Origin of the sequence: Kibdelosporangium aridum, assembly GCF_900176515.1 — a bacterium.
Taxonomy (GTDB): domain Bacteria; phylum Actinomycetota; class Actinomycetes; order Mycobacteriales; family Pseudonocardiaceae; genus Kibdelosporangium; species Kibdelosporangium aridum.
In genome coordinates, this window is the sequence record NZ_FWXV01000001.1 from 291,310 (window position 1) to 311,710 (window position 20,401).

The window sequence follows — 20,401 nt, forward strand, 5'->3', positions numbered from 1 at the left end:
CACTGAGGAAATTGAACACTGATGCAATGGGGGAAGAACTCCGGGCCGGTGGGTGTCACCAGTCGCCACCCACCGGCCGGAGCGCTGTGGACCGTGGCGGACGTCCGGCACGGTCCACAACCCACCCGGGCGAGATCCCTCAGCCCCGCAGAGCGAAGGGGATCTCGCCCGAGGCGACTGGGTGCATGTAGTTACGTGTGTGGATGCCTGCCTTGCGCATGGCCAGCCCGCTGATCGCCTCGAGGATCACGCGGCGCGCCAGTAATGCTGTGTGGTAGCCGGGGTCCAGGTGCGGCGCGATCTCGACCACGTCGAGACCGACCACCGGCATTTCGTGGCACAGCCTGCGGAACGTCGTCAGGATCTCCCTGCCGGTCAATCCGCCTGGTTCCGGGGTTCCGGTGCCCGGTGCGTACGCGGGGTCCACCACGTCGATGTCCAGCGAGACGTAGACGACCTCGGCCCGCTCGGTGGCCTCGTCGATCACCTTGTCGACCACCGCGGACAGGCCGATCCGCTCGATCTCGGCCATGAAGTGCGTGTGGATGCCGGCTTTGCGCATCCAGTTGAACAGCTGGTTGTCCGGCGAGCCGGGGGTACGGATCCCGGCCTGCACGATGTTGTGGCCGGGGATGCCCAGCTCGTTGATCAGCCGCCAGATGGTGGTGGCGTGAGTCTTGGTGTGCCCGTAGATCTCTTCGTGGCAGTCCGGGTGGGCGTCGAAGTGCACGACGGCGAGCTTGTCCTTGCCGTACTTCTCCGTTAGCGCCCGGACGCTGGGCACCATGACGGAGTGGTCTCCGCCCATGATCACCGGCACCGCGCCGACGTCCAGTACCTCGGAGACCACCTCGCCGATCGTTCGCTCGGTGTTCTCGATGCTCCACAGGTCCACGGCGGCGTCGCCGTAGTCCACCACGGTCAGCTCGCTGAACGGCTTCACGCGGCTGCTGGCGTTGACCAGCTCGCTGGTGTTGTTGAACAGGTATCTCTCGTCGGCGCGCAGCGCCCGTGGGCCGAAAGCGGCGCCCCGGTGTCCGGTAGACGTGTCCACCGGGGCCCCCAGTATCGCCACGTCCACGTTGCCAGCCCGCAGGTCCTCAGGGGTGAGGCAGACCGGCAGGCTCATGAACGTCGGAATGCCGACGTACGCGGGCTGATTTTCGTTCCGGTGTAAATTCACCAGTCCCGGAGTGCGAGGTAAGGCGGAACGCTGCTCGACCGGAAAAGGCCAGCCTGCACTGTTCGAAGAATCCACTTCACAGCCCCCGAAATCGATGCCGTCCGAAACCCTGTCTGTTGCTGGGCCCTCGCTGCCCAGTGCCAGCCGCCCTATCGCTTGGCCTTGGTCAGGTACTTGCCGCCGACCAGGAGTGCGCCGATCACGATGAGCCCAATGCTGATGGGAATCTCGAAACCGTTGAACGCGTCGATGTAGTTCACCAGGAACCAGCTCTTTCCGCCGTCGTCCTGGAGGTTGTTGATGAGTCCGCCGATGCCCTGGACGGCGAACAGGATCCCGATGATTTCGAGCATTTCAATGTCCTCCCAAAACTCTTTGCTGACATGACTGTAGGGCGGGGCGGCACCGGCGGTGAATCGTCAATCGGTAGCGGTGAGCTCATCACTTCGGAGGAGTACCCCGCTCGCCAGATTCAATCTCGCGGCCGAGCCCGCCGATCTCGCGCCTCACAGGTGACGGGCAGAGTACGAGGAGGACGAGGATGGATACGAGGCTGACCGGTCCGGCGATCGAGACGGCCGGGCTGGTGAAGGCCTTCGGTGCGCACCGGGCACTGGACGGGCTGGACATGGTGGTTCCCGCGGGCACGGTCTACGGGCTGCTGGGACCCAACGGGGCGGGTAAGTCCACCGCGGTGAAGGTGCTGGCCACCCTGCTGGCCCCGAGCAGCGGCACGGCCCGGGTATTCGGCCATGACGTGACGCGGGAGCCGGACGCGGTGCGCTCCAGGCTGAGCGTCACCGGTCAGTACGCCTCCCTGGACGACGTCCTCACCGGGCAGGAGAACCTGGTCATGCTGGCCAGGCTGTTCGGCTACGGCAAGAAGGGCGCCACGCAGCGCGCCGCCCGCCTGCTCGAAGCGTTCCAGCTGACCGACGCGGGCGGCAGGCAGGTGATGACCTACTCCGGCGGCATGCGTCGCAGGCTGGACATCGCCGCCAGCGTCATCCAGTCGCCCGACCTGCTGATCCTCGACGAACCCACGACCGGTCTGGACCCGCGCAGCCGCGGCGACGTCTGGGAGATCGTCCGCGGGATCGTCGCCGAGGGCGCCACCGTGCTGCTGACCACCCAGTACCTGGAGGAGGCCGACCAGCTGGCCGACCGGGTGGCCGTGATCGACCGCGGCCGGATGGTCGCCGAGGGCACGCCGGGTGAGCTCAAGGCGTCCGCCGGGTCGGGAACCATCCACGTCCGGCTGACCGACGCGCAGGGCTGCGACGCCGCCGAAGCCGTCATCGCCCGCACGCTGAGCACTCCGGTCCGGTCGAAGTCCGATCCGCTCGTGCTCACCGCGCTGGTCGCGGCCGAAGGCGCCGAGAAGCAGGCCGCCGCGGTGCTCGCCGAGCTCGCCGAGGCCGGGATCGCGGTCGACAACTTCACCCTGGGCAGGCCCAGCCTCGACGAGGTCTTCCTGGCTCTCACCGATCGCAATGAAGGACAGGAGGTCGCGCGATGAGCACTCCCGCGCTGCAGTCCGTGCTCACCGAGGGCAAGCGGATGCCCCGGCCCAGCGCCTGGTCGGCGTCGCTGACCTTCGGCTGGCGCTCGATGCTCAAGATCAAGCACATCCCCGAGCAGATCTTCGACGTCACCGCGTTCCCCATTCTGATGACGCTGATGTTCACCTACCTGTTCGGCGGCGCTGTGGCCGGCTCGACCGGGGACTACCTGCAGTTCCTGCTGCCCGGCATGCTGGTCACCAGCGTCACGATGATCACCATGTACACCGGGACCGGGGTCAACAGCGACATCAACAAGGGGATCTTCGACCGGATCAGGACCCTGCCGGTGTGGCGGCCCGCGGCGTTGGTCGGTGCCCTGCTCGGTGACGTGGTCCGCTACTCGATGGCCACCGTGACCATCCTGCTGCTCGGCCTGCTGATGGGGTTCCGGCCGGAAGGCGGGCCGCTGCACTGGCTCGCCGCGATCGGCGTGCTGCTGGTGTTCGCGTTCGCCTTCTCGTGGATCTGGACGATGTTCGGGCTGCTGCTGCGCTCGGAGAAATCCGTGATGAGCGTGAGCATGCTGGTCATCATGCCCGCGACGTTCCTGAGCAACGTCTATGTCCTTCCGGACACCATGCCGGACTGGCTGCGAACAATGGTGAGCGCGAACCCGATCACCCACGCCGTGTCCGCCGTGCGTGGTTTGCTGGCCGGGCAGGTGCCGGGCGGCTGGATCCTTTCCACCCTGGCCTACGCGGCCGGGATCACGGTGGTCTTTGGCCTGATCAGCATGCGGCTGTATAACAAGAGGGAATGACGTCCGCTCATTACTTCGGAGGATGTGCGCCTTCCGGCCATGTGGTCTTATGACAGAGTGACTTCCGCTGTTAGCACGGCGTTTCGCCGCTTACCGAGAAAGCGCCAGGACCAGCTGATCGTCCTCGGCTACTTCGTCGGTGGCAGCGTTCTGTATCTCACCGGTATCTACCCGGTGATGGACCACGGCGACTCCCCGATCTGGCAGCGGATCGTGTTGCTGGCGGTGATCTGCGGGCTTTTGCTGCTCCGGCGGACCGCGCCGCTGATCGGGCTGACGCTCGCGACGATCCCGCTGGCCGGGGACATCACGCTGGGGCTCTCCGCGCCGATCCTGATCGCCTTCGGTGACCACTTGTACTCCTCCGTTCTCTACAGCTCCCGCTCGGCGAGCCGGGCCATCGCGGCGATCGGGCCGCTGTGCGTGCTGGTCGGTACCGCGCTGGCGCTGGCGCTGGTGCCCAACTGGCGGCTGGCCATCTTCGTGGTGGTCGCCGTCGCGCCGTTCATCGTGATCCCGGTGTGGTGGGCCGCGAACATCCGCCAGCACCGGGCGCTACTGGCCTCCGAACGTGCAGCCTCCGAGCAGCTGTCCCGGATCGCGGACCTCGACCGCAAGGCCGCGGTCGGGGCCGAACGCGCCCGGATGGCCAGGGACCTGCACGACGTGGTCGCCGGGCACCTGTCCGCGATCGCCATCCAGTCCGAGGCCGCGCTGTCGCTGAAGGACCCCGGCACGGTTCGCAATGTGCTCACCTCGGTCCGGGAGAACAGCGTCAGCGCGCTGACCGAGATGCGGGCGATCATCAACCTGTTGCGGACCGAGGACGGCACCGAGGAGAACATCTCGCCGCCCCGGCTGGCCGAGTTGTCCAAGCTGATCGAGTCGGCCACCGCGGCGGGCATCACCGTGGAGGTCCACAACACGCTGGAAGGCGCCGACGTGACGCTGCCCGCGGCCGTGGATCTCGCGGCCTACCGCATCGCGCAGGAGGCGCTGACCAACGCCATCAAGCACGCGCCCGGCGCGCGTGCCACGGTCGCCATCCAGCACAGCGAGGGCACGATCACCCTGGAGATCAGCAACGAATTGGCGGACAAGGCGGCCAGCGGCGACACTGGCACCGGGCTGCTGAACATGCGCGAGCGGGCCACCGCCATCGGCGGATCGTTCTTCGCCGGGCCTGGCGAGGGCGGCTGGCTGGTTCGCGCGGTTCTGCCAGTGCCGAAGATAAGTGCCGCGACGCTGTGACCGGACGACCGGTTGATCGTAGACTTGCCGCTGTTTCTAGGGGGTGCAGGTGACTGTTCGCGTGCTCGTCGTCGACGACTACGGTGCCATCAGGGCCGGTCTCGCGATGATCCTCAACGATGCCGAGGGCATCCAGGTCGTCGGCGAGGCGGCCGACGGTGCGACGGCGATCAGTCAAGCCAAGGCGCTGCGGCCGGACGTGGTGCTGATGGACCTGCGGATGCCGGGCGTCGACGGGATCACCGCGACCCGGGCCATCGTCGGGGATGGCCTGGCCCAGGTGCTCGTGCTGACGTCGTTCGACCTCGACAAGGACGTGTACAACGCGCTGCGGGCCGGTGCGAGCGGATACATGCTCAAGTCGGTGGAAGCGCCCAAACTGGTCGAGGCAGTGCGGTTGGTGGCCAGCGGCGAAGGCGTGCTCTCGCCGGTGATCACCCGCAAACTGATCGACACGTTCGCGGCCACCGCGCCGCCGACCACACCGACGGTCAGCCTCGAGGAGCTGACCACACGCGAGCGTGAAGTCTTCGCCTGCCTCAGCGAAGGACTGTCCAACGCGCAGATCGCCAGCAGGCTGCTGATCGCCGAGACCACGGTGAAGACCCACGTGTCCAAAGTGCTCGGCAAGCTCGGGCTGCGCTCACGGGTGCAGGCGGCGATCGTCGCCCAGGAATCAAGCTAGAGGCTCCGGCGATTGAGTCTTGGAATAGCGAGTCGGGGTCAGGTGGATGCATCGGTGTTCGGCGGGGCCGGGCCTGGACTGGACCGTCCCGGTCCGGTCTCGCCGGGCAGCGAGGCGCCGCCTGGGCCCGATCTCGCCCATACGCTCAATCGCCGGAGCCTCTTGACCGGGCCGATGCGGCTGATCGGCCGGGACGAGCCTTTCGGCCTGCTGCGCGATGTGATCAAGCAGGGCGGGCTGGTGCTCGTCACCGGCGAGTCCGGAATCGGCAAGACCGCGCTGCTCGACGCCGTGCTGGCGCAGGCCCGTCAGGATGGTGCGCTGGTCGCCGCCGGTTCCTGCTGGTCGTCGTCGGGTGAGACCTGGCCGCGGCTGCTGCGCACGCTGCCGGGTGTGCCCGGGATCGCGGAGCTTGGCTCGTTGGCGAGCAGTCTCGCGGACATCGCTCGCCAACAGCCTCTCGTGATCGCGCTGGACGACCTTGACCACGCGGACTCCGAGACCCTGGACGTGTTCGGGTTTCTCGCCAGGCACACCCGTTTCGAGCGGGTGACGTTGCTCGGCGCCTGCGCTGATCCCGGGCCGGACTCGCCGCTGCTGTCCGCCCGGGGGAGGGTTGTCCCGCTGAGCGGCCTTGGCCTTGAGCACGTACGGGAACTGATGGCTCAGGTGACCGGCGAGGAGCCGGATGCGCAGCAGGCGGCGGCGGTTCATCGGCGCAGCGGCGGCAATCCGTTTTTTGTCGAGGAACTCACGCGGCTGTGGCACACCACTGGGTCGACAACCGCGACCACGCCCGCGGTCCGTCAGACCGTGTGCTCGTGGCTTGCGCGGCTGCCTGAACCGGTGGTCCGGGTGCTGTCGGCGGCGTCGGTGCTGGGCCGGGAATTCCATTGCGACGTACTGTCTCCGCTCACTGGCGACCCGGTTCCGCGGATCCGGCGGCGGCTTGACGCGGCGCTCGGCTTGCTGGTGTGCGATGTGGACGGCCGGTACTCCTTCGCGCACGGCGTCGTGCGGGACACGCTCTACGAAGACTTGGCCGAGGACGAAGCTTGCCGTCTGCACGCCGCCGCGGTGGATGCGTACGAGCGCATCCCTGGCAGGGCCGGTGGCAGGTTCCCCAGCGAGGTTGCCCACCACGCCTATTTCGCTGGTGCGGCACTGGAACGCACGCGGGTGCTGAAGTACTTGCTTGCCGCGTCCAGGGATCCGGGACGCAGACTCGCGCCGGAGGAACGGATCCGGCACTACCGCCGCGCGCTCGAACTGGTCGACGACCCGCACACCCGCGTCAAAGTCACCCTGGACCTGGTGCACGAGTTGCAGCTGACCGGTGCGACCGGGCAGGCATGGCCGATGTTCCACCAAGCCGCCGCGCTGGCCAGGGATCTGGACGATCCCGAGCTGCTGGCCAGGGCCGCGCTCACGCTCTACCGCGGGCCCGGCGGCGACGGGGTGATGCTCGCCGAGGCACACACCCGGTTGTTCGGCGAGACGTCAGGGCAGTCCGCGGCGATGGACCTGGCCGGCCGGATCGCCGAGCAGATCGCCGGATTGGCCCGCAGCAAAGGCGACGACGAGGCGCTGGGATTCGGGCTTTCGGCCCGGCACGACGTGATCTGGGGCCTGGGCACCGCCGCGGAGCGGGAACGGCTGGCCGGAGAACTGGCCGCGGTCGCGCGCCGGACCGCGGACGCCGAAATGGAACAGTACGCCGCGGACCTGCGTTGGGTAGCGCTGCTCGAACTCGGCGACCCGACCTACGTGGACCACATGAACCGGTTCGTCGCACTGGCCGAGAGCAGTCACGGCCCACGGGCCAGCGCGGTGGCGATTGCCGACCGGAGCATCGTGGCCGCACTCACCGGCCGCTTCGACGAGGCCGAGGCGTTGCTGGACCAGCTGCGCACCCAGCCCCATCCGGCGTTCATGGCACACCACTTGCGCTGGGCTTTGCTTCTGCAGCAAGGCAGGTTCGACGAACTGACCCAGTTCCACGAAACTGTGGCGCAGGACTATCCGTTCCCTCGGCTGATCGAGGCCATCACCGCCGTGCAGTCCGGCGACTGCTCGGTCGCGACGCGCTATCTGGCGGATCGTCCCGAGCTTCCGCGGATGCTCATGCCGTTGTGGCTACGGTTGCAGGCGCAGGTCGCCGTCGCGGCAAATGATCCAGAGCTGCGTCGACAGGCTCGTGCTGAGCTGCGGCCGTACGAAGGTTTGTGGTTGGTTTCCCTGTACGGCGGCGACATCAGCGGCCCGGTGGCGCTCTGGCTGGCCACTTTGGACGCCGCCGAAGGCGATTGGGACGCCGCGGTTTCCGGGTTCCGTGAGGCTCAGCGCTGTGCGGACGTACTCGGCGCGGTGCCGTGGTCGTTGGAGGCAAGGACGGGTCTGGCTGAGGCTTTGCTGGCCACGAAAGACCTCGACGCCGGTCTGGCTTTGCTGGACGAGGTGGAGCGCGAAGCGACGCGGATCGGTATGCGGCACCTGCTCGACCGGGTCAGCAGGATCCGTGCGGCGCAACGGAAACCGGACGCCGAGTTCCGCAACACCGGCGAGGTGTGGGAACTCAGTCTCGGCGGGCTCACCATCCATATGCCTGACGCCAAAGGCCTGCGCGATCTGCACACCTTGCTGAGTGCTGCGGGCGAGCAGGTGCCCGCGCAACGGCTGTTGGGCGTCGGCCCGTTGCCGGGCTCGGACGAGGTGCTCGACGAGACGGCGAAGGCGAGTTACGCGCGCAGACTGGCAGAACTCGACGCCGTCATCGAGCGAGCAACCGAGTTGGGTGAGGAAGATCAGGCCGTGGCGGCCGACCGCGAACGGGAGGCTCTGCTTGACCAGTTGCGTGCGGCGACGGGGTTCGCGGGCCGTACTCGGCGCCTTGGCGACGAGGCTGAACGGGCCCGCAAGACCGTCACCGCACGCATCCGGGACACCCTCCGCAAACTCGACGCGCGGCACCCGGAATTGGCCCGGCATTTGCGGGAAAGCGTGGTCACCGGTGCCAGCTGTGCCTACCAGCCCAAGCAACAGCTGCGCTGGCGGCTGTGAGACGGACCGGCTGAATGCGTTTCGATTCCACGCCGAATTCTTCAGCTACAACGGAACACCATCGGGGTTTCCGTGCCGGTGACGTCGCCGATGCTCAAGGTGGCTGGAATGCCGCCGTCGTCGCCGATGGGGCCGAAGGACATTTGCCCCGTGTCGCCTTCCGGGATTCGTGCGTCGAGCGTGCCGCCGCGCCAGACCAACGCCCCGGGCTGGAAGTTGCGGGGCAGGCCGACCACGACCCCATGGCGGTTCACGCTTTTGGCTGTGTAGCCGTCCGACAAGACGCGGCCGTTGCCCGCCGCATCCCACTCCACCGCGCGGAGATTGTCGGCGCCGCCGCCAGACAACGTGATGGAGCCGACCACCCGGCCAGCGGAGATGGCGTGGGCGTTGACATCGACCGCGGAGACGGGCGCTACCAGTTTCGTGACGACACCGGCACGCCACAGGAACGAATTCGTCGATCCGGTGCTGGTGGTTTCCACGACCAGAACCGTCCCGTCCTCGTCGACGCCTTGCGCGTTGGTCCAGTTCCCGGTGGGCAGCCCGGTCAGTTCGACCATCTGTCCCGGCCGGTCGGCGGGCCACAGCACCGCCCGTGCCCGCTCGCCGAACGCCGGGTTGTAATGGCCGACGATGTCGCCGCGGTCGTTCACCCCAGTGGCTGTCGAGGAATACGTGCCCGCGGGCACGGGCAAGGGCTCGATCTTCGTTCCCGCCGAACGGAACGCGACGTATCCGCCACGCATGGTCGGCGCGGAATAGCCGACGATGACCCCCGAGCGATTGACGTCGGTGACAAAGACGCCGTAGCCGGACCACGCCGGCACCTGGCCGTACTCGATCACCTTTCCGTTCTTCCAGAGCACGACGTCGCTGATCCCGTCGATCAGGTTCCCGGCATAACCGCCGTCGTTGTCGGACGCCGTGGCCCGCGCCTTGCGCACCCCCGCGGGCAGTGGCAACGGTGACGACTTCCAAGTGCACGCAACGACTTCCGCTGCCGTACTTGTCGTCACGGGCCCGACAACGATGGCCGCGGCGAAGACCGCGGCGAATGCCAGCCGGACAGGTCTCACTATTACCCCCTTGAAGCGCTGGAATTGAGCGAAGAGCTCCAGAAAACCAAGCTAGTGAGCACTTCGACGGCCGCGAACCCCTACGGTTCCCTTACCTCGAATCGTGCTGGGGGCCGAAATGCTTTAGGGGTTGTCATGTGGGGGAGCGTCGGTCACGGTTGAGCCGACATTCACATCACATTCGTCGTTCTGGGGGCGAACAGATGACGGCGTTAGCGAGTCAGCCTGCGGTCGACTTCCGCGACCCGATGGGCCGCCTTTCCCAGCTGTTCGACTCGGGCGACTTCAGCGTGCTGCGGCCCGACGACGGCGTGGCCGTGCGTGCCGCCTCAGGGCTGGTCGGCGGTGTCCCTGCCGTCGCGTATTGCACCAACGCCACCAAACTCGGCGGGGCGCTGGGCGCTGCCGAGGCCGACCGCATTATCGAGGCCATCGAATTCGCTCTCCTCAAACAGTGCCCGGTCATCGGGTTGTGGCACTCCGGTGGGGCGAAGCTGGCGGACGGTGTCGAGTCGATGGACGGCGTCGGCCGGATGTTCGCCGCGATGACCGCGGCCTCCGGCAAAATCCCGCAGATTTCAGTCGTCATCGGACCGGCCGCGGGTGCGGCCGCCTACGGGCCCGCGCTGACAGACCTGATCGTCATGGCGGACACGGCTCGCATCTTCATCACTGGCCCGGAAGTCGTGCGCAGTGTGACCGGCGAGCAAATCGACATGGAAGGGCTCGGCGGCCCGACCGCGCACGGGCGCAAGTCCGGCGTCGCGCACGTGACGGTCGGCAGCGAAGCCGAGGCCTACGCTCAAGCTCGCCGACTGGCCGCACTGTTCGCCGAACAGGGTGACTTCGACGCGACCCTGGTCCAGGACGGAGTGGATCTGCGGGAACACCTGCCGGAGTCGCCACGCCGGGCCTACGACGTACGCCCCCTGGTCAAGTCCATTGTGGATGACGGCGCCTTCGAGGAGCTGCAACCGCACTGGGCGGCCAACATCGTGGTCGGTCTCGGCCGGATGGCCGGCCGCAGCATCGGGGTGATCGCCAACAACCCGCTGCGCAAAGGCGGATGCCTCGACTCCCTGTCGGCCGAGAAAGCGTCGCGGTTCGTGCGGATGTGCGACTCCTTCGGCATCCCACTGCTCGTCCTGGTGGACGTTCCCGGCTACCTGCCCGGCGTCAAGCAGGAGTGGGACGGCGTGGTCCGCCGTGGCGCGAAGTTGTTGCACGCCTTCGCGGAGTCCGTGGTACCCCGGGTCACGTTGATCACCCGGAAGTCCTACGGCGGCGCGTACATCGCGATGAACTCACGATCACTCGGCGCCACCAAGGTTTTCGCGTGGCCGGACGCCGAGGTGGCCGTGATGGGCGCGGAAGCCGCGGTCGGCATCATCCACCGCAAGAAGCTCGCCGCAGTCGCCGAAGAAGACCGCCCCGCCCTGCTCGCCCAGCTCATCGAGGAGCAGAACAGGACGTCCGGCGGCGTCGGCCGCGCGTTGGCCCTCGGTGTTGTCGACGAGGTCATCGCTCCAACCGAGACCCGCAGGCGCCTGGTCGAAGCGTTCGCCGCCGCACCACGCGCCCGAGGCGATCACGGCAACATCCCGCTGTAGACGAGGAGGTCTCCACCGTGTCAGCGAACACACCGAACGCCTTCCTGCGTGGCGGCCCGGACCACCGGCTGGCCGACGCCGGCCGGATCAGGTACGCCGAGAGCACGACCACCCCGGTGAAAATCCTTGTCGGCGAGTGCTACGAGCACTTCCAGCCGACCTCTGAGTTCACCGAGTTGGACGGCCGTCAGCTCAGAGTCTTCTCCTGGAGCCACCGGACATTCGTCGCCGAGTGACGCCTCGCTCCCAGTGGCCTGCCGTCCGGCGAGGAAAGGCAGGCCATTTGGCGAGCGTACGAATGGGTGGCCGGTGAGGCTGGAATCTGTACACCCCATGCCCGGGCGCTGCCTGCGAGACTGACCGGCATGGGCCGTGCGTTAGTTGTCTTGACAGCGTTGATGATGGTCGCGATCGGCACTCCGGCTGCTGCCACGCGACCCGTGTTCGTTCTTCATGATGGTGTCAGCCAACCGATCTATTCGTATCAGCAGGCCATCCGGGAGACCGCGTGGGTGGAGACCGGCACGGACCACGACCGCGACGGCCGGATCGACCGCGTGGCCGCCGACGTGATCCGGCCGGCTGAACCGGCCAAGCGGGGTCAGCGTGTGCCGGTGATCATGGACGTCAGTCCGTACTACGCGTGTTGCGGCCGTGGAAACGAGGCGCAGAAGAAAACCTATGCGCCGGACGGCAAACCCGAGCAGTTCCCGCTGTTCTACGACAACTACTTCGTTCCGCGTGGCTACGCCGTCGTGCTGGTCGATCTCGGTGGTACGAACCGGTCGTCGGGATGTTTCGACGAAGTGGCCTCAGGCAACGCCGTTGTGCGTTGGCTCAATGGTCGTGCGCGTGGATTCGGCTCTGCTGAAGGCAATGACGCGGTCACGGCACGCTGGGCGAACGGTTCTGTCGGCGTGGTCGGGAAATCGCAGGATGGTGCGACCGCCATCGGCATGGCTGTGTCCGGTATCGAAGGCGTCAAGACCGTCGTGCCGATCGCCGCGGTCAGCAACTACTACGCCCAGCACATCTCCCACGGTGCTCCCCGCTCTGCGCCTGGCAACGGTGGTTCCTCCTTCACCTACAACGATCGTGCGAAGGAGCTTTGCGTACCGTTCGAGCAGGAGAACAGAGACCGGGCGGGCACCAACGGGGACTACAACGCGTACTGGAAGCAGTCGAACTACGCGGCGAAAGCCGGGAATGTCCGCGCCAGTGTCTTCTCCGTGCACGGCTTCCAGGACGCCAACGTTCCGGTCGACCAGTTCACGATCTGGTGGGAGGCGCTGGGCCGCGCCGGAGTCACTCGTAAGGCCTGGCTGAACCAGGCCGCGCACGTGGAAGCTTTCGATTTGCGGCGTCAGCTGTGGGTCGCGACTTTGCACCGATGGTTCGACCGTTGGCTCTTCGATGTCCGCAACGGTATCGAGTACGAGCCGAGGGTCCACTTGGAACAGTCACCTGACCGTTGGGTGGACGCGTGGCAGTGGCCTGCGCCAGGACGACCGGTGACGCTCTGGCCTGCCGGTGACGGCAAGTTGGCCAGCCGACCCGGCAGCGGTACGGCCACTGTGGTCGATGATCCGGCCATCGGTCGTGAGCAGTGGGCGAGTGAGGCGTCCACTGCCCGCGCACTGTTCACCAGCGACCCGATGCCCGTAGCGACACGGTTGTCCGGAACGTCATCGGTGACTATCACGGCGAGTTCGGACAAATCGGCGGCCCGTCTGGGTGTGGCCCTTGTGGACTACGGCCCGGCGACGGCACGCAACACGGCGCCGTACAACTCCGGGATCAAGAACCTCGGCACCCGGTCGTGCTGGGGCGAGAGCCGTCCCGGTGACAGTCCCTGCTTCATCGACACAGCAACAGATCTGGTGGACGTACAGCATCGGATCGTCGCGCTGGGCTGGGCGGATCTTGGGCATTACGCGTCCATCGAACGCGGTGCCGCGCTCACACCGGGCAAGTCCTACACGATGACGTTCCCGCTCACCGGGATGGACACGATCGTCCCAGCTGGACACCGGCTCGGGCTGATCGTCGGCGGTACCGACGCGACGCACTTCGATCCGGAGTTGCCCAGGCTGGACAACACCATGACCTTCGATCTGGCAAGGACTTCGATCACCGTGCCGTGGGCGGCGACGCGATGATCGATGGTGCCCTGCGTGTGGCGCGATGGGGCAGACATTGGGGAGATCGGCCGGTTGAGGCGTCCGGCCGGACCTAAGCTGCGCCCCCGTGACCGATGGAACGGGAATGCTGGTTGCCCAAAGGTACCGTCTGGTGCGGGTGATCGGCGCCGGCGGAATGGGCCGGGTCTGGCTGGGGCATGACGAACTCATCGGCCGCGAAGTGGCGATCAAGGAGTTGCTGCTGCCGCCTGGGCTCGACGACGGACAGCGGACGATGCTGTGCGAGCGCGCGATGCGGGAGGCGCGGGCCGCGGGCCGACTGAACCATCCGGGAATCGTGACGGTGCACGATGTCGTGCAGCACAACGGCACCCCGATGATCGTGATGGAGTTCGTGCGAGGCGGGTCGCTGTCGGATGCCGTCCGGGAGCACGGGCCGCTGCCCGTCGAGCAGGTGGCACGCATCGGTGCGGCGATGCTGGACGCGTTGCAGGTGGCCCATCGGGCCGGCATCGTGCACCGCGATCTCAAGCCTGCCAACGTGTTGCTGGCCGAGGACCGCGTGGTGATCACCGACTTCGGGATCGCTCGGCTGATGGGTGATGTCCAGCTCACCACCTCCGGCACGATCGTCGGCACGCCCGCGTACATGGCTCCGGAGCAGGGGACCGGTGCGCCCGTCACACCGGCTTCGGATCTGTGGTCGTTGGGTGCGACGCTTTACGCCGCCTTGGAAGGCCGCCCGCCCTACGACGGCCCCGATTTCATGGCGACGTTGTCGGCGCTGTTGACGAGGGATCCACTGCCGCCGGTGCGCTCGGGCCGCCTCACGCCGTTGCTCAACGCCTTGCTGCGCAAGGATCCCACGCAGCGGGCGACTCCCGAGCAAGTCGCGGCTCTCCTGGCCGGTGGCGACAGCGACATGGTGACCCAGAGGATGCACATGGCTGCGCCAGCCAAGCGGGGCGGCACCGGCCGACGCACGATCCTGCTCGCCGGAGGCGCTGCGCTCGTCGCGATCGGCGCGTCCACGGCGTGGATCCTGAGTGGAAAGGACGGGGAGACCCAGACTCCCGGGAACACCGCCAACTCGAGCGGCCTTCCGGCGAAGGAGAGCCCGCAGAGCGCGCCGGAGACAAGCGCCGCGGCCGAATCGCCTGGCAAGCCGGTCGAGATCACCGAGCACATCCAGCTGACCGGCCACAAGGAGGAAGTGACCTCGGTGGCGTTCAGCCCGGACGGCAAGCTGCTGGCCAGCGCCGACGGCGAACTCAGCGAGGTGCCGACGGCGCGGTTGTGGGACGCGGCAACCGGACAGCTGCTGGCCACCCTCACCGGCCCACCGGGGCCCGGCGGCGGGTCGGTGTCCGCCGTGGCGTTCAGTCCCGACGGCAAGCTGCTGGCCGGGGGCGGAAACCACCTGCACGACAGCACCAGGCTGTGGAACGTCGCGGATCGCCAGCTCGTCGGTCCACTGGCCGACAGTGGTTCCATCATGAAGCACCTGGCCTTCAGCCCAGATGGCAAGACCGTGGCCGGGGCCACCCACAGGGGCGGGGCGAAGCTCTGGGACGTCGCGACCAGGCAGGTCAAGATCGGGCTGCCCGACCACAACGGCAACCGCAACCTGGTCTTCAGCCCGGATGGCTCGCTGATCGCCTACGCGGGCAAGGGCACGAAGGAGAAGGCGCGGATCGTCGAGGTGGCGAGCGGACGAACGGTTCGCAGCATCGAGGATGCGACCGGTAGTGACATTGCATTCTCGCCGGACGGGAAGAAGCTCGCGGTTCCCGATGCCGACGGGACCAACAGCGTCCGCGTCTATGACATGGCCACCGGCGAAAGCACGCCTTGGTTCGACAAGAACGACGAAATCATCATCGATTCCGTGGCGTACAGCCCGGATGGCAAGACCGTCGCCGCGTGGGGCCAGGGCAACACCATCCAATTGTGGGACGTGGCGACCCGGCGGATCCGCGCTGTGCTCATCGGCTCGGCGGGAAATGTGAATACAGTGGTATTCGACCCCACTGGAACACGGATCGCCAGCGGTGGCGACGACAAGACCATCAGGATCTGGAAACTGTCCCCGTCGAAGTGACAGTCACCTCCGGCGGGTGCGGCCGAACGGAGGACTGCCGATGGGCGATGGCTGGGATCTGCTGTCCACCCTGGGTGTCGTGGCGCTCGTGCTGGTCATCGTCAGCGCTGTCGTGGTGTTGGGGCTCGCGATCGTCATGGTCCGGCGGCACCGGAAGGTGCATCAGCCTGGCGTGCCGGTGTCGGCCAAGGTCTCGTACTACGGGTCGATCATCTACGCCCTGTCGCCCGTCGACGCCCTGCCTGACCCTGTTCTGATCGACGACATCGGCGTGCTCGCGGCCGCGTTGGTGTACGTCGGGCACGTGGTGAAGAAGGTCGCGCGAAAGCGCAGCAAGACCTCGTCCTGACCGCTCAACCGGGGGAGATGTCCAGACAGCGGTTCGTCCGATATGGCACCATCTCGAATGTGACCAGCCGACCCGCCGAGGAGCAGCGCCTGAGCGACCTCGTCCGGCTGCGTCGTGTTCGTGACCGGATCGACCGGGAGTACGCGCAGCCGCTGAACGTCGAGGCGCTGGCTCGCGGTGTGAACATGTCGACCGGGCATCTCAGCCGTCAGTTCCGGGCCGCGTACGGCGAGTCACCGTACAGCTACCTTATGACGCGGCGCATCGAGCGCGCGATGGCGCTGCTGCGTCGCGGTGACCTCAGCGTCACCGAGGTCTGTTTCGCAGTGGGCTGCTCGTCGTTGGGCACCTTCAGCACGCGTTTCACTGAGCTGGTCGGTGTACCGCCCAGCACGTACCGCGCCCAGCACGGTCGCACGACCGCGGGGATACCGTCGTGCATGGCCAAACAGGTGACAAGACCGATCAGGAATAAAGAAGCGCCGGTCGCGAGCCGCACCTAATGTGACCCCATGGACATCTCAATTCACGCGAGCTTCCTGCCGCATGACGACGCGGACGCCGCGCTGGCGTTCTACCGGGACATCCTTGGCTTCGAGGTCCGTAACGACGTCGGGTACGACGGCATGCGTTGGATCACGGTCGGTCCTCCCGGGCAGCCGGGCACGTCCATCGTCCTGCACCCACCGGGCGCCGACCCGGGCATCACCGACGAAGAGCGCCGCGTCATCACCGACATGATGGCCAAGGGCACCTACGGCGGCATCGTGCTGGCCACCAAGGACATCGACGCCACCTTCGCGCGGCTGCAGGCCAGCGACGCCGAGGTCATCCAGGAGCCGACCGACCAGCCGTACGGCGTGCGCGACTGCGCCTTCCGCGACCCCGCGGGCAACATGGTCCGCATGCAGGAAATGCCCTGACCAGGCCGGTTGAGTGCTGAGCCCTGCGCGCTCAGCACTCGTCGAGCCGTCCGGTGAATCGAGCGAGGCGGTCCCCGCCTGAGTAGATGGAGACAGTGAGTGAGCAAGGCCAAGAGGACCGCCACGCAGTCGTCCGACCAGCATGTCGCTGACAGCCACGGGCTGATCCGCGTGCACGGCGCACGCGAGAACAACCTCAAGGACGTCAGCATCGAGATCCCGAAGCGCAGACTCACGGTGTTCACCGGTGTCTCCGGGTCGGGCAAGAGCTCGCTGGTGTTCGACACGATCGCGGCGGAGTCGCAGCGGTTGATCAACGAGACCTACAGCGCGTTCATCCAGGGCTTCATGCCGACGCAGGCGCGGCCGGACGTCGACGTGCTCGACGGGTTGACCACCGCGATCATCGTCGACCAGCAGCGGATGGGCTCCGACCCCCGCTCGACGGTCGGCACGGTCACCGACACCAACGCGATGCTGCGCATCCTCTTCAGCAGGCTTGGCAAGCCGCACATCGGCTCGCCCAAGGCGTACTCCTTCAATGTCGCCTCGATCAGCGGGGCGGGCGCGGTCACCATCGAACGCGGCGGGGAGACCATGAAGGAGCGGCGCTCCTTCTCCATCGTCGGTGGCATGTGCACGCGCTGCGAAGGGCGTGGCACCGTCAACGACATCGACCTCACCCAGCTCTACGACGACTCGAAGTCGCTGGCCGAGGGCGCCATCACGATTCCGGGCTGGAAAGTCGACAGCCCGTGGACCGTGAAGATGTACATGCAGTCCGGGTTCGTCGACCCGAACAAGCCGATCCGCAAGTACACCAAGAAGGAGATGCGGGACTTCCTGCACGGCGCGCCGACCAAGGTGAAGGTCGACGGCGTGAACCTCACCTACGAGGGCATCATCCCGAAGATCAAGAAGTCCTTCCTGTCCAAGGACAAGGAGGCGATGCAGCCGCACATCCGGGCGTTCGTCGAGCGCGCGGTCACGTTCACCACCTGCCCGGACTGCGACGGCACCCGGCTGAACGAGCAGGCGCGGTCGTCGAAGATCAAGAAGATCAGCATCGCCGACGCCTGCGCGATGCAGATCAGCGACCTCGCCGAGTGGGTGCGCGCGCTGAAGGAGCCGTCGGTGGCTCCGCTGTTGAACGCCTTGCAGCACACCCTCGACTCGTTCGTCGAGATCGGACTCGGCTACCTCAGCCTGGACCGCTCGACCGGCACGCTGTCCGGCGGCGAAGCCCAGCGCACCAAGATGATCCGGCACCTAGGGTCGTCGCTCACCGACATCACCTACGTTTTCGACGAGCCGACGAGTGGCCTGCACCCGCACGACATCCAGCGGATGAACGAAACGCTGATGCGGTTGCGCGACAAGGGAAACACCGTGCTGGTCGTGGAGCACAAGCCTGAGGTGATCGAGGTCGCCGACCATGTCGTGGACCTCGGCCCGCGTGCGGGCACCGAGGGCGGCCAGGTGATGTTCGAAGGCACCATCGACGGCCTTCGGGCCAGCGGAACCATCACTGGCCGTCACCTCGACGACCGAGCCGCGCTGAAGCAGACGGTGCGGGAAGCGTCAGAGGTGCTGGAGGTACGCGGCGCCAGCACCAACAACCTGCAGGACGTGGACGTCGACATCCCGCTCGGCGTGCTGTGCGTCATCACCGGGGTGGCCGGTTCGGGCAAGAGCTCGTTGATCCACGGCTCGGTGTCCAAGATGGACGACGTGGTGGCGATCGACCAGGCCCCGATCAAGGGCTCCCGGCGGAGCAACCCGGCGACGTACACCGGGCTGCTCGAGCCGATCCGCAAGGCGTTCGCCAAGGTCAACAACGTCAAGCCGGCGCTGTTCAGCGCGAACTCCGAGGGTGCGTGCCCGAACTGCAACGGCGCGGGCGTGATCTACACCGAGCTGGCGATCATGGCGAGCGTCGCGACGACGTGTGACGAGTGCGAGGGCAAGCGCTTCCAGGCGTCGGTGCTGGAGTACAAACTCGGCGGCAAAGACATCAGCGAGGTGCTCGCGATGTCAGTGACCGACGCCGAGAAGTTCTTCGGCACAGGCGAGGCGCGCACGCCCGCGGCGCACGCGATCCTCGACCGGCTCGCCGACGTCGGCCTTGGCTACCTGAGCCTCGGCCAGCCGCTCACCACGCTGTCCGGCGGTGAACGGCAGCGGCTCAAGCTGGCGACGCACATGGCGGAGAAGGGCGGGATCTACGTCCTGGACGAGCCGACGACCGGTCTGCACCTCGCGGACGTGGAACACCTCCTCGGCCTGCTCGACCGGCTGGTCGACTCGGGCAAGTCGGTGATCGTGATCGAACACCACCAAGCGGTGATGGCCCACGCCGACTGGATCATCGACCTGGGACCCGGCGCCGGTCACGACGGCGGCCGAATCGTCTTCGAGGGCACGCCGGCCGACCTTGTCGCCGACCGTTCCACCATCACGGGCAAGCACCTCGCGGAGTACGTCCGCGCCTGACCACTAGTGTCGGGCGCATGATCGGGATTGTGCATCCGGGCCAGATGGGCGCGGCGGTCGCGAAGAACCTGGTCGACCGCGGTCTCCAGGTCGGTTGGGCCTCCGCCGGCCGCGGCCCGGACACCCGTGGACGGGCCGCGGCGGCCGGACTGATCGACTGCGAGACCGTCGCTCGCCTCGCTGACGAGTGCGACATCGTGCTGTCCATTTGCCCACCACACGCCGCCGTGGAGACCGCGCAGCAGTTGCGCGGCTACACCGGCTTGTACGCCGACCTCAACGCCGTCAGCCCGACAACGGCAACCCACATCGGCGAACACGTCGACCGGTTCGTCGACGGCGGCATCATCGGCCCGCCGCCCCATACGGACGGAACGACAAGGCTGTACCTGGCAGGGGATGAGGCTCACACGATCGCAGCCCTCTTCGACGGCACTCCCTTGCGTGCGCAGGTTCTCGGACCACAACCCGGGGACGCGTCGGCGTTGAAGATGATATACGCGGCGTGGACGAAGGGCACGGCAGCCATGCTGCTTGCGATCCGGACCGCAGCGCGTTCGTTCGGTGTCGAAGACGCCCTGGTCGAGGAGTGGGAGATCAGTCAGCCCACGTTGCCGGCGCGATCCGAGCAGGCTGCGCAGTCCGCGCTGGCAAACGGGTGGCGGTGGGCGTTCGAACTGGAGGAGATCGGCCACACCTTCGCTGAAGCCGACCTCCCCGCCGGATTCGGCGCCGCCGCGGCCGAGATCTTCGGCAGAGTCGGGCGGGGCGGCGACGACCTCGACACCGCCATCACCCGGCTCATGGGCGACTAGCCGACGAGCGCGAGCTTCCCGCGCTTGCTGGCCCAACGCTCGAACACGACCGTGCCGAACGGCGGGATGCTCGCGACCAGAGCGAGGAACGTCGTACGGAAGTCCCAGCGCTGCGGAGTGCGCACCAACAGCGTGACGACGACGTAGCCAACGAAGATCACACCGTGGATCGGCCCGAAGATCTGGACGCCGACCTCGTTCTGCACCACCACGTACTTGAAGAACATGCCGATCAGCAGGCCGGCCCAGGACACCGCCTCGGCCATCGCGAGAAGTCGGAAACGTCCGATTTGCGTGGACAGCATGCACTTCATTGTGCGAGGTGATCGCGATCACCAGCCGTCCGGGGTGGGCTATGCGAAGGTCTCCCCGGACATCAGAAGACC

Annotated in this window: 18 protein-coding genes; 14 read left to right on the top strand and 4 right to left on the bottom strand. The window is 67.1% G+C overall.

What is annotated here, in order from left to right:
- Positions 1–139: 139 nt before the first annotated feature.
- Entirely contained in the window at positions 140–1,183 is a 1,044-nt protein-coding gene (gene speB, locus B9C43_RS00890) for an agmatinase (protein WP_235038382.1), read from the bottom strand.
- Between the two features lie 149 nt (positions 1,184–1,332).
- Entirely contained in the window at positions 1,333–1,536 is a 204-nt protein-coding gene (locus B9C43_RS00895; protein WP_033384458.1) for a hypothetical protein, read from the bottom strand.
- Positions 1,537–1,724: 188 nt separating this feature from the next.
- On the opposite strand from B9C43_RS00895, the gene B9C43_RS00900 reads away from it, so the two are divergent.
- From B9C43_RS00900 to B9C43_RS00920, 5 genes are read left to right on the top strand one after another with little or no spacing between them, the layout of a single operon-like run.
- Positions 1,725–2,702: an ATP-binding cassette domain-containing protein gene (locus B9C43_RS00900; protein WP_084424168.1), complete on the top strand. Its 978-nt coding sequence runs from the start codon at positions 1,725–1,727 to the stop codon at positions 2,700–2,702.
- A complete protein-coding gene (locus B9C43_RS00905; protein ID WP_033384457.1) occupies positions 2,699–3,508 on the top strand; it encodes an ABC transporter permease in 810 nt (269 codons plus the stop codon). The genes B9C43_RS00900 and B9C43_RS00905 overlap by 4 nt, the downstream gene beginning before the upstream one ends.
- A 57-nt stretch (positions 3,509–3,565) precedes the next feature.
- Positions 3,566–4,759, top strand: a complete 1,194-nt coding sequence (locus B9C43_RS00910; RefSeq protein WP_033384455.1) for a sensor histidine kinase — start codon at positions 3,566–3,568, stop codon at positions 4,757–4,759.
- A 49-nt stretch (positions 4,760–4,808) separates the two neighbouring features.
- Positions 4,809–5,444 (top strand): response regulator, encoded by a 636-nt coding sequence (locus B9C43_RS00915; protein WP_033384465.1) that lies wholly within the window; start codon positions 4,809–4,811, stop codon positions 5,442–5,444.
- Between the two features lie 42 nt (positions 5,445–5,486).
- Positions 5,487–8,504 (top strand): ATP-binding protein, encoded by a 3,018-nt coding sequence (locus B9C43_RS00920; protein WP_235038383.1) that lies wholly within the window; start codon positions 5,487–5,489, stop codon positions 8,502–8,504.
- Positions 8,505–8,545: 41 nt separating this feature from the next.
- Here the strand turns inward: B9C43_RS00920 and B9C43_RS56545 are convergent, their stop codons facing one another.
- On the bottom strand, positions 8,546–9,583 hold the full coding sequence (locus tag B9C43_RS56545) for a hypothetical protein (RefSeq protein ID WP_084424170.1): 1,038 nt from the start codon (positions 9,581–9,583) through the stop codon (positions 8,546–8,548).
- A 203-nt stretch (positions 9,584–9,786) separates the two neighbouring features.
- Between B9C43_RS56545 and B9C43_RS00930 the strand changes: the two genes are divergently transcribed.
- The 9 genes from B9C43_RS00930 (at position 9,787) to B9C43_RS00970 (ending at position 20,015) form a co-directional block, all read left to right on the top strand.
- Positions 9,787–11,193 carry an acyl-CoA carboxylase subunit beta gene (locus B9C43_RS00930; protein ID WP_084424171.1) on the top strand — a complete coding sequence of 469 codons (1,407 nt, stop codon included), beginning with the start codon at positions 9,787–9,789 and terminating at the stop codon, positions 11,191–11,193.
- Between the two features lie 17 nt (positions 11,194–11,210).
- Positions 11,211–11,429: a DUF5988 family protein gene (locus tag B9C43_RS00935; protein ID WP_084424172.1), complete on the top strand. Its 219-nt coding sequence runs from the start codon at positions 11,211–11,213 to the stop codon at positions 11,427–11,429.
- 129 nt (positions 11,430–11,558) lie between these two features.
- Positions 11,559–13,352, top strand: a complete 1,794-nt coding sequence (locus tag B9C43_RS00940; protein ID WP_084424173.1) for a CocE/NonD family hydrolase — start codon at positions 11,559–11,561, stop codon at positions 13,350–13,352.
- An 88-nt stretch (positions 13,353–13,440) separates the two neighbouring features.
- Positions 13,441–15,435 (top strand): WD40 repeat domain-containing serine/threonine protein kinase, encoded by a 1,995-nt coding sequence (locus B9C43_RS00945; RefSeq protein ID WP_143445991.1) that lies wholly within the window; start codon positions 13,441–13,443, stop codon positions 15,433–15,435.
- A 40-nt stretch (positions 15,436–15,475) separates the two neighbouring features.
- On the top strand, positions 15,476–15,784 hold the full coding sequence (locus B9C43_RS00950; RefSeq protein ID WP_084424175.1) for a YkvA family protein: 309 nt from the start codon (positions 15,476–15,478) through the stop codon (positions 15,782–15,784).
- Positions 15,785–15,801: 17 nt separating this feature from the next.
- Positions 15,802–16,287: a helix-turn-helix transcriptional regulator gene (locus tag B9C43_RS00955; RefSeq protein ID WP_456077591.1), complete on the top strand. Its 486-nt coding sequence runs from the start codon at positions 15,802–15,804 to the stop codon at positions 16,285–16,287.
- A gap of 9 nt (positions 16,288–16,296) precedes the next feature.
- The gene (locus tag B9C43_RS00960; protein WP_033384446.1) at positions 16,297–16,707 is read left to right on the top strand and encodes a VOC family protein; all 411 of its coding nucleotides are present in this window, start codon (positions 16,297–16,299) and stop codon (positions 16,705–16,707) included.
- 99 nt (positions 16,708–16,806) lie between these two features.
- Complete coding sequence (locus B9C43_RS00965) at positions 16,807–19,200, top strand: ATP-binding cassette domain-containing protein (RefSeq protein ID WP_084424176.1); 2,394 nt, start codon at positions 16,807–16,809, stop codon at positions 19,198–19,200.
- A 17-nt stretch (positions 19,201–19,217) separates the two neighbouring features.
- On the top strand, positions 19,218–20,015 hold the full coding sequence (locus B9C43_RS00970) for a DUF1932 domain-containing protein (RefSeq protein ID WP_084424177.1): 798 nt from the start codon (positions 19,218–19,220) through the stop codon (positions 20,013–20,015).
- Here the strand turns inward: B9C43_RS00970 and B9C43_RS00975 are convergent.
- Positions 20,012–20,320 (bottom strand): DUF3817 domain-containing protein, encoded by a 309-nt coding sequence (locus tag B9C43_RS00975; protein ID WP_084424178.1) that lies wholly within the window; start codon positions 20,318–20,320, stop codon positions 20,012–20,014. The genes B9C43_RS00970 and B9C43_RS00975 overlap by 4 nt on opposite strands.
- Positions 20,321–20,401: the final 81 nt, after the last annotated feature.

Excerpts from the sequence above, each read along its gene's own strand:
- B9C43_RS00975 (WP_084424178.1), bottom strand. The coding sequence starts at position 20,320 with ATGCTGTCCACGCAAATCGGACGTTTCCGACTTCTCGCGATGGCCGAG.
- B9C43_RS00970 (WP_084424177.1), top strand. The coding sequence starts at position 19,218 with ATGATCGGGATTGTGCATCCGGGCCAGATGGGCGCGGCGGTCGCGAAG.
- B9C43_RS00955 (WP_456077591.1), top strand. The coding sequence starts at position 15,802 with ATGTCCAGACAGCGGTTCGTCCGATATGGCACCATCTCGAATGTGACC.
- B9C43_RS00950 (WP_084424175.1), top strand. The coding sequence starts at position 15,476 with ATGGGCGATGGCTGGGATCTGCTGTCCACCCTGGGTGTCGTGGCGCTC.
- B9C43_RS00895 (WP_033384458.1), bottom strand. The coding sequence starts at position 1,536 with ATGCTCGAAATCATCGGGATCCTGTTCGCCGTCCAGGGCATCGGCGGA.
- B9C43_RS00930 (WP_084424171.1), top strand. The coding sequence starts at position 9,787 with ATGACGGCGTTAGCGAGTCAGCCTGCGGTCGACTTCCGCGACCCGATG.
- B9C43_RS00900 (WP_084424168.1), top strand. The coding sequence starts at position 1,725 with ATGGATACGAGGCTGACCGGTCCGGCGATCGAGACGGCCGGGCTGGTG.
- B9C43_RS00960 (WP_033384446.1), top strand. The coding sequence starts at position 16,297 with ATGGACATCTCAATTCACGCGAGCTTCCTGCCGCATGACGACGCGGAC.
- B9C43_RS00940 (WP_084424173.1), top strand. The coding sequence starts at position 11,559 with ATGGGCCGTGCGTTAGTTGTCTTGACAGCGTTGATGATGGTCGCGATC.
- B9C43_RS00905 (WP_033384457.1), top strand. The coding sequence starts at position 2,699 with ATGAGCACTCCCGCGCTGCAGTCCGTGCTCACCGAGGGCAAGCGGATG.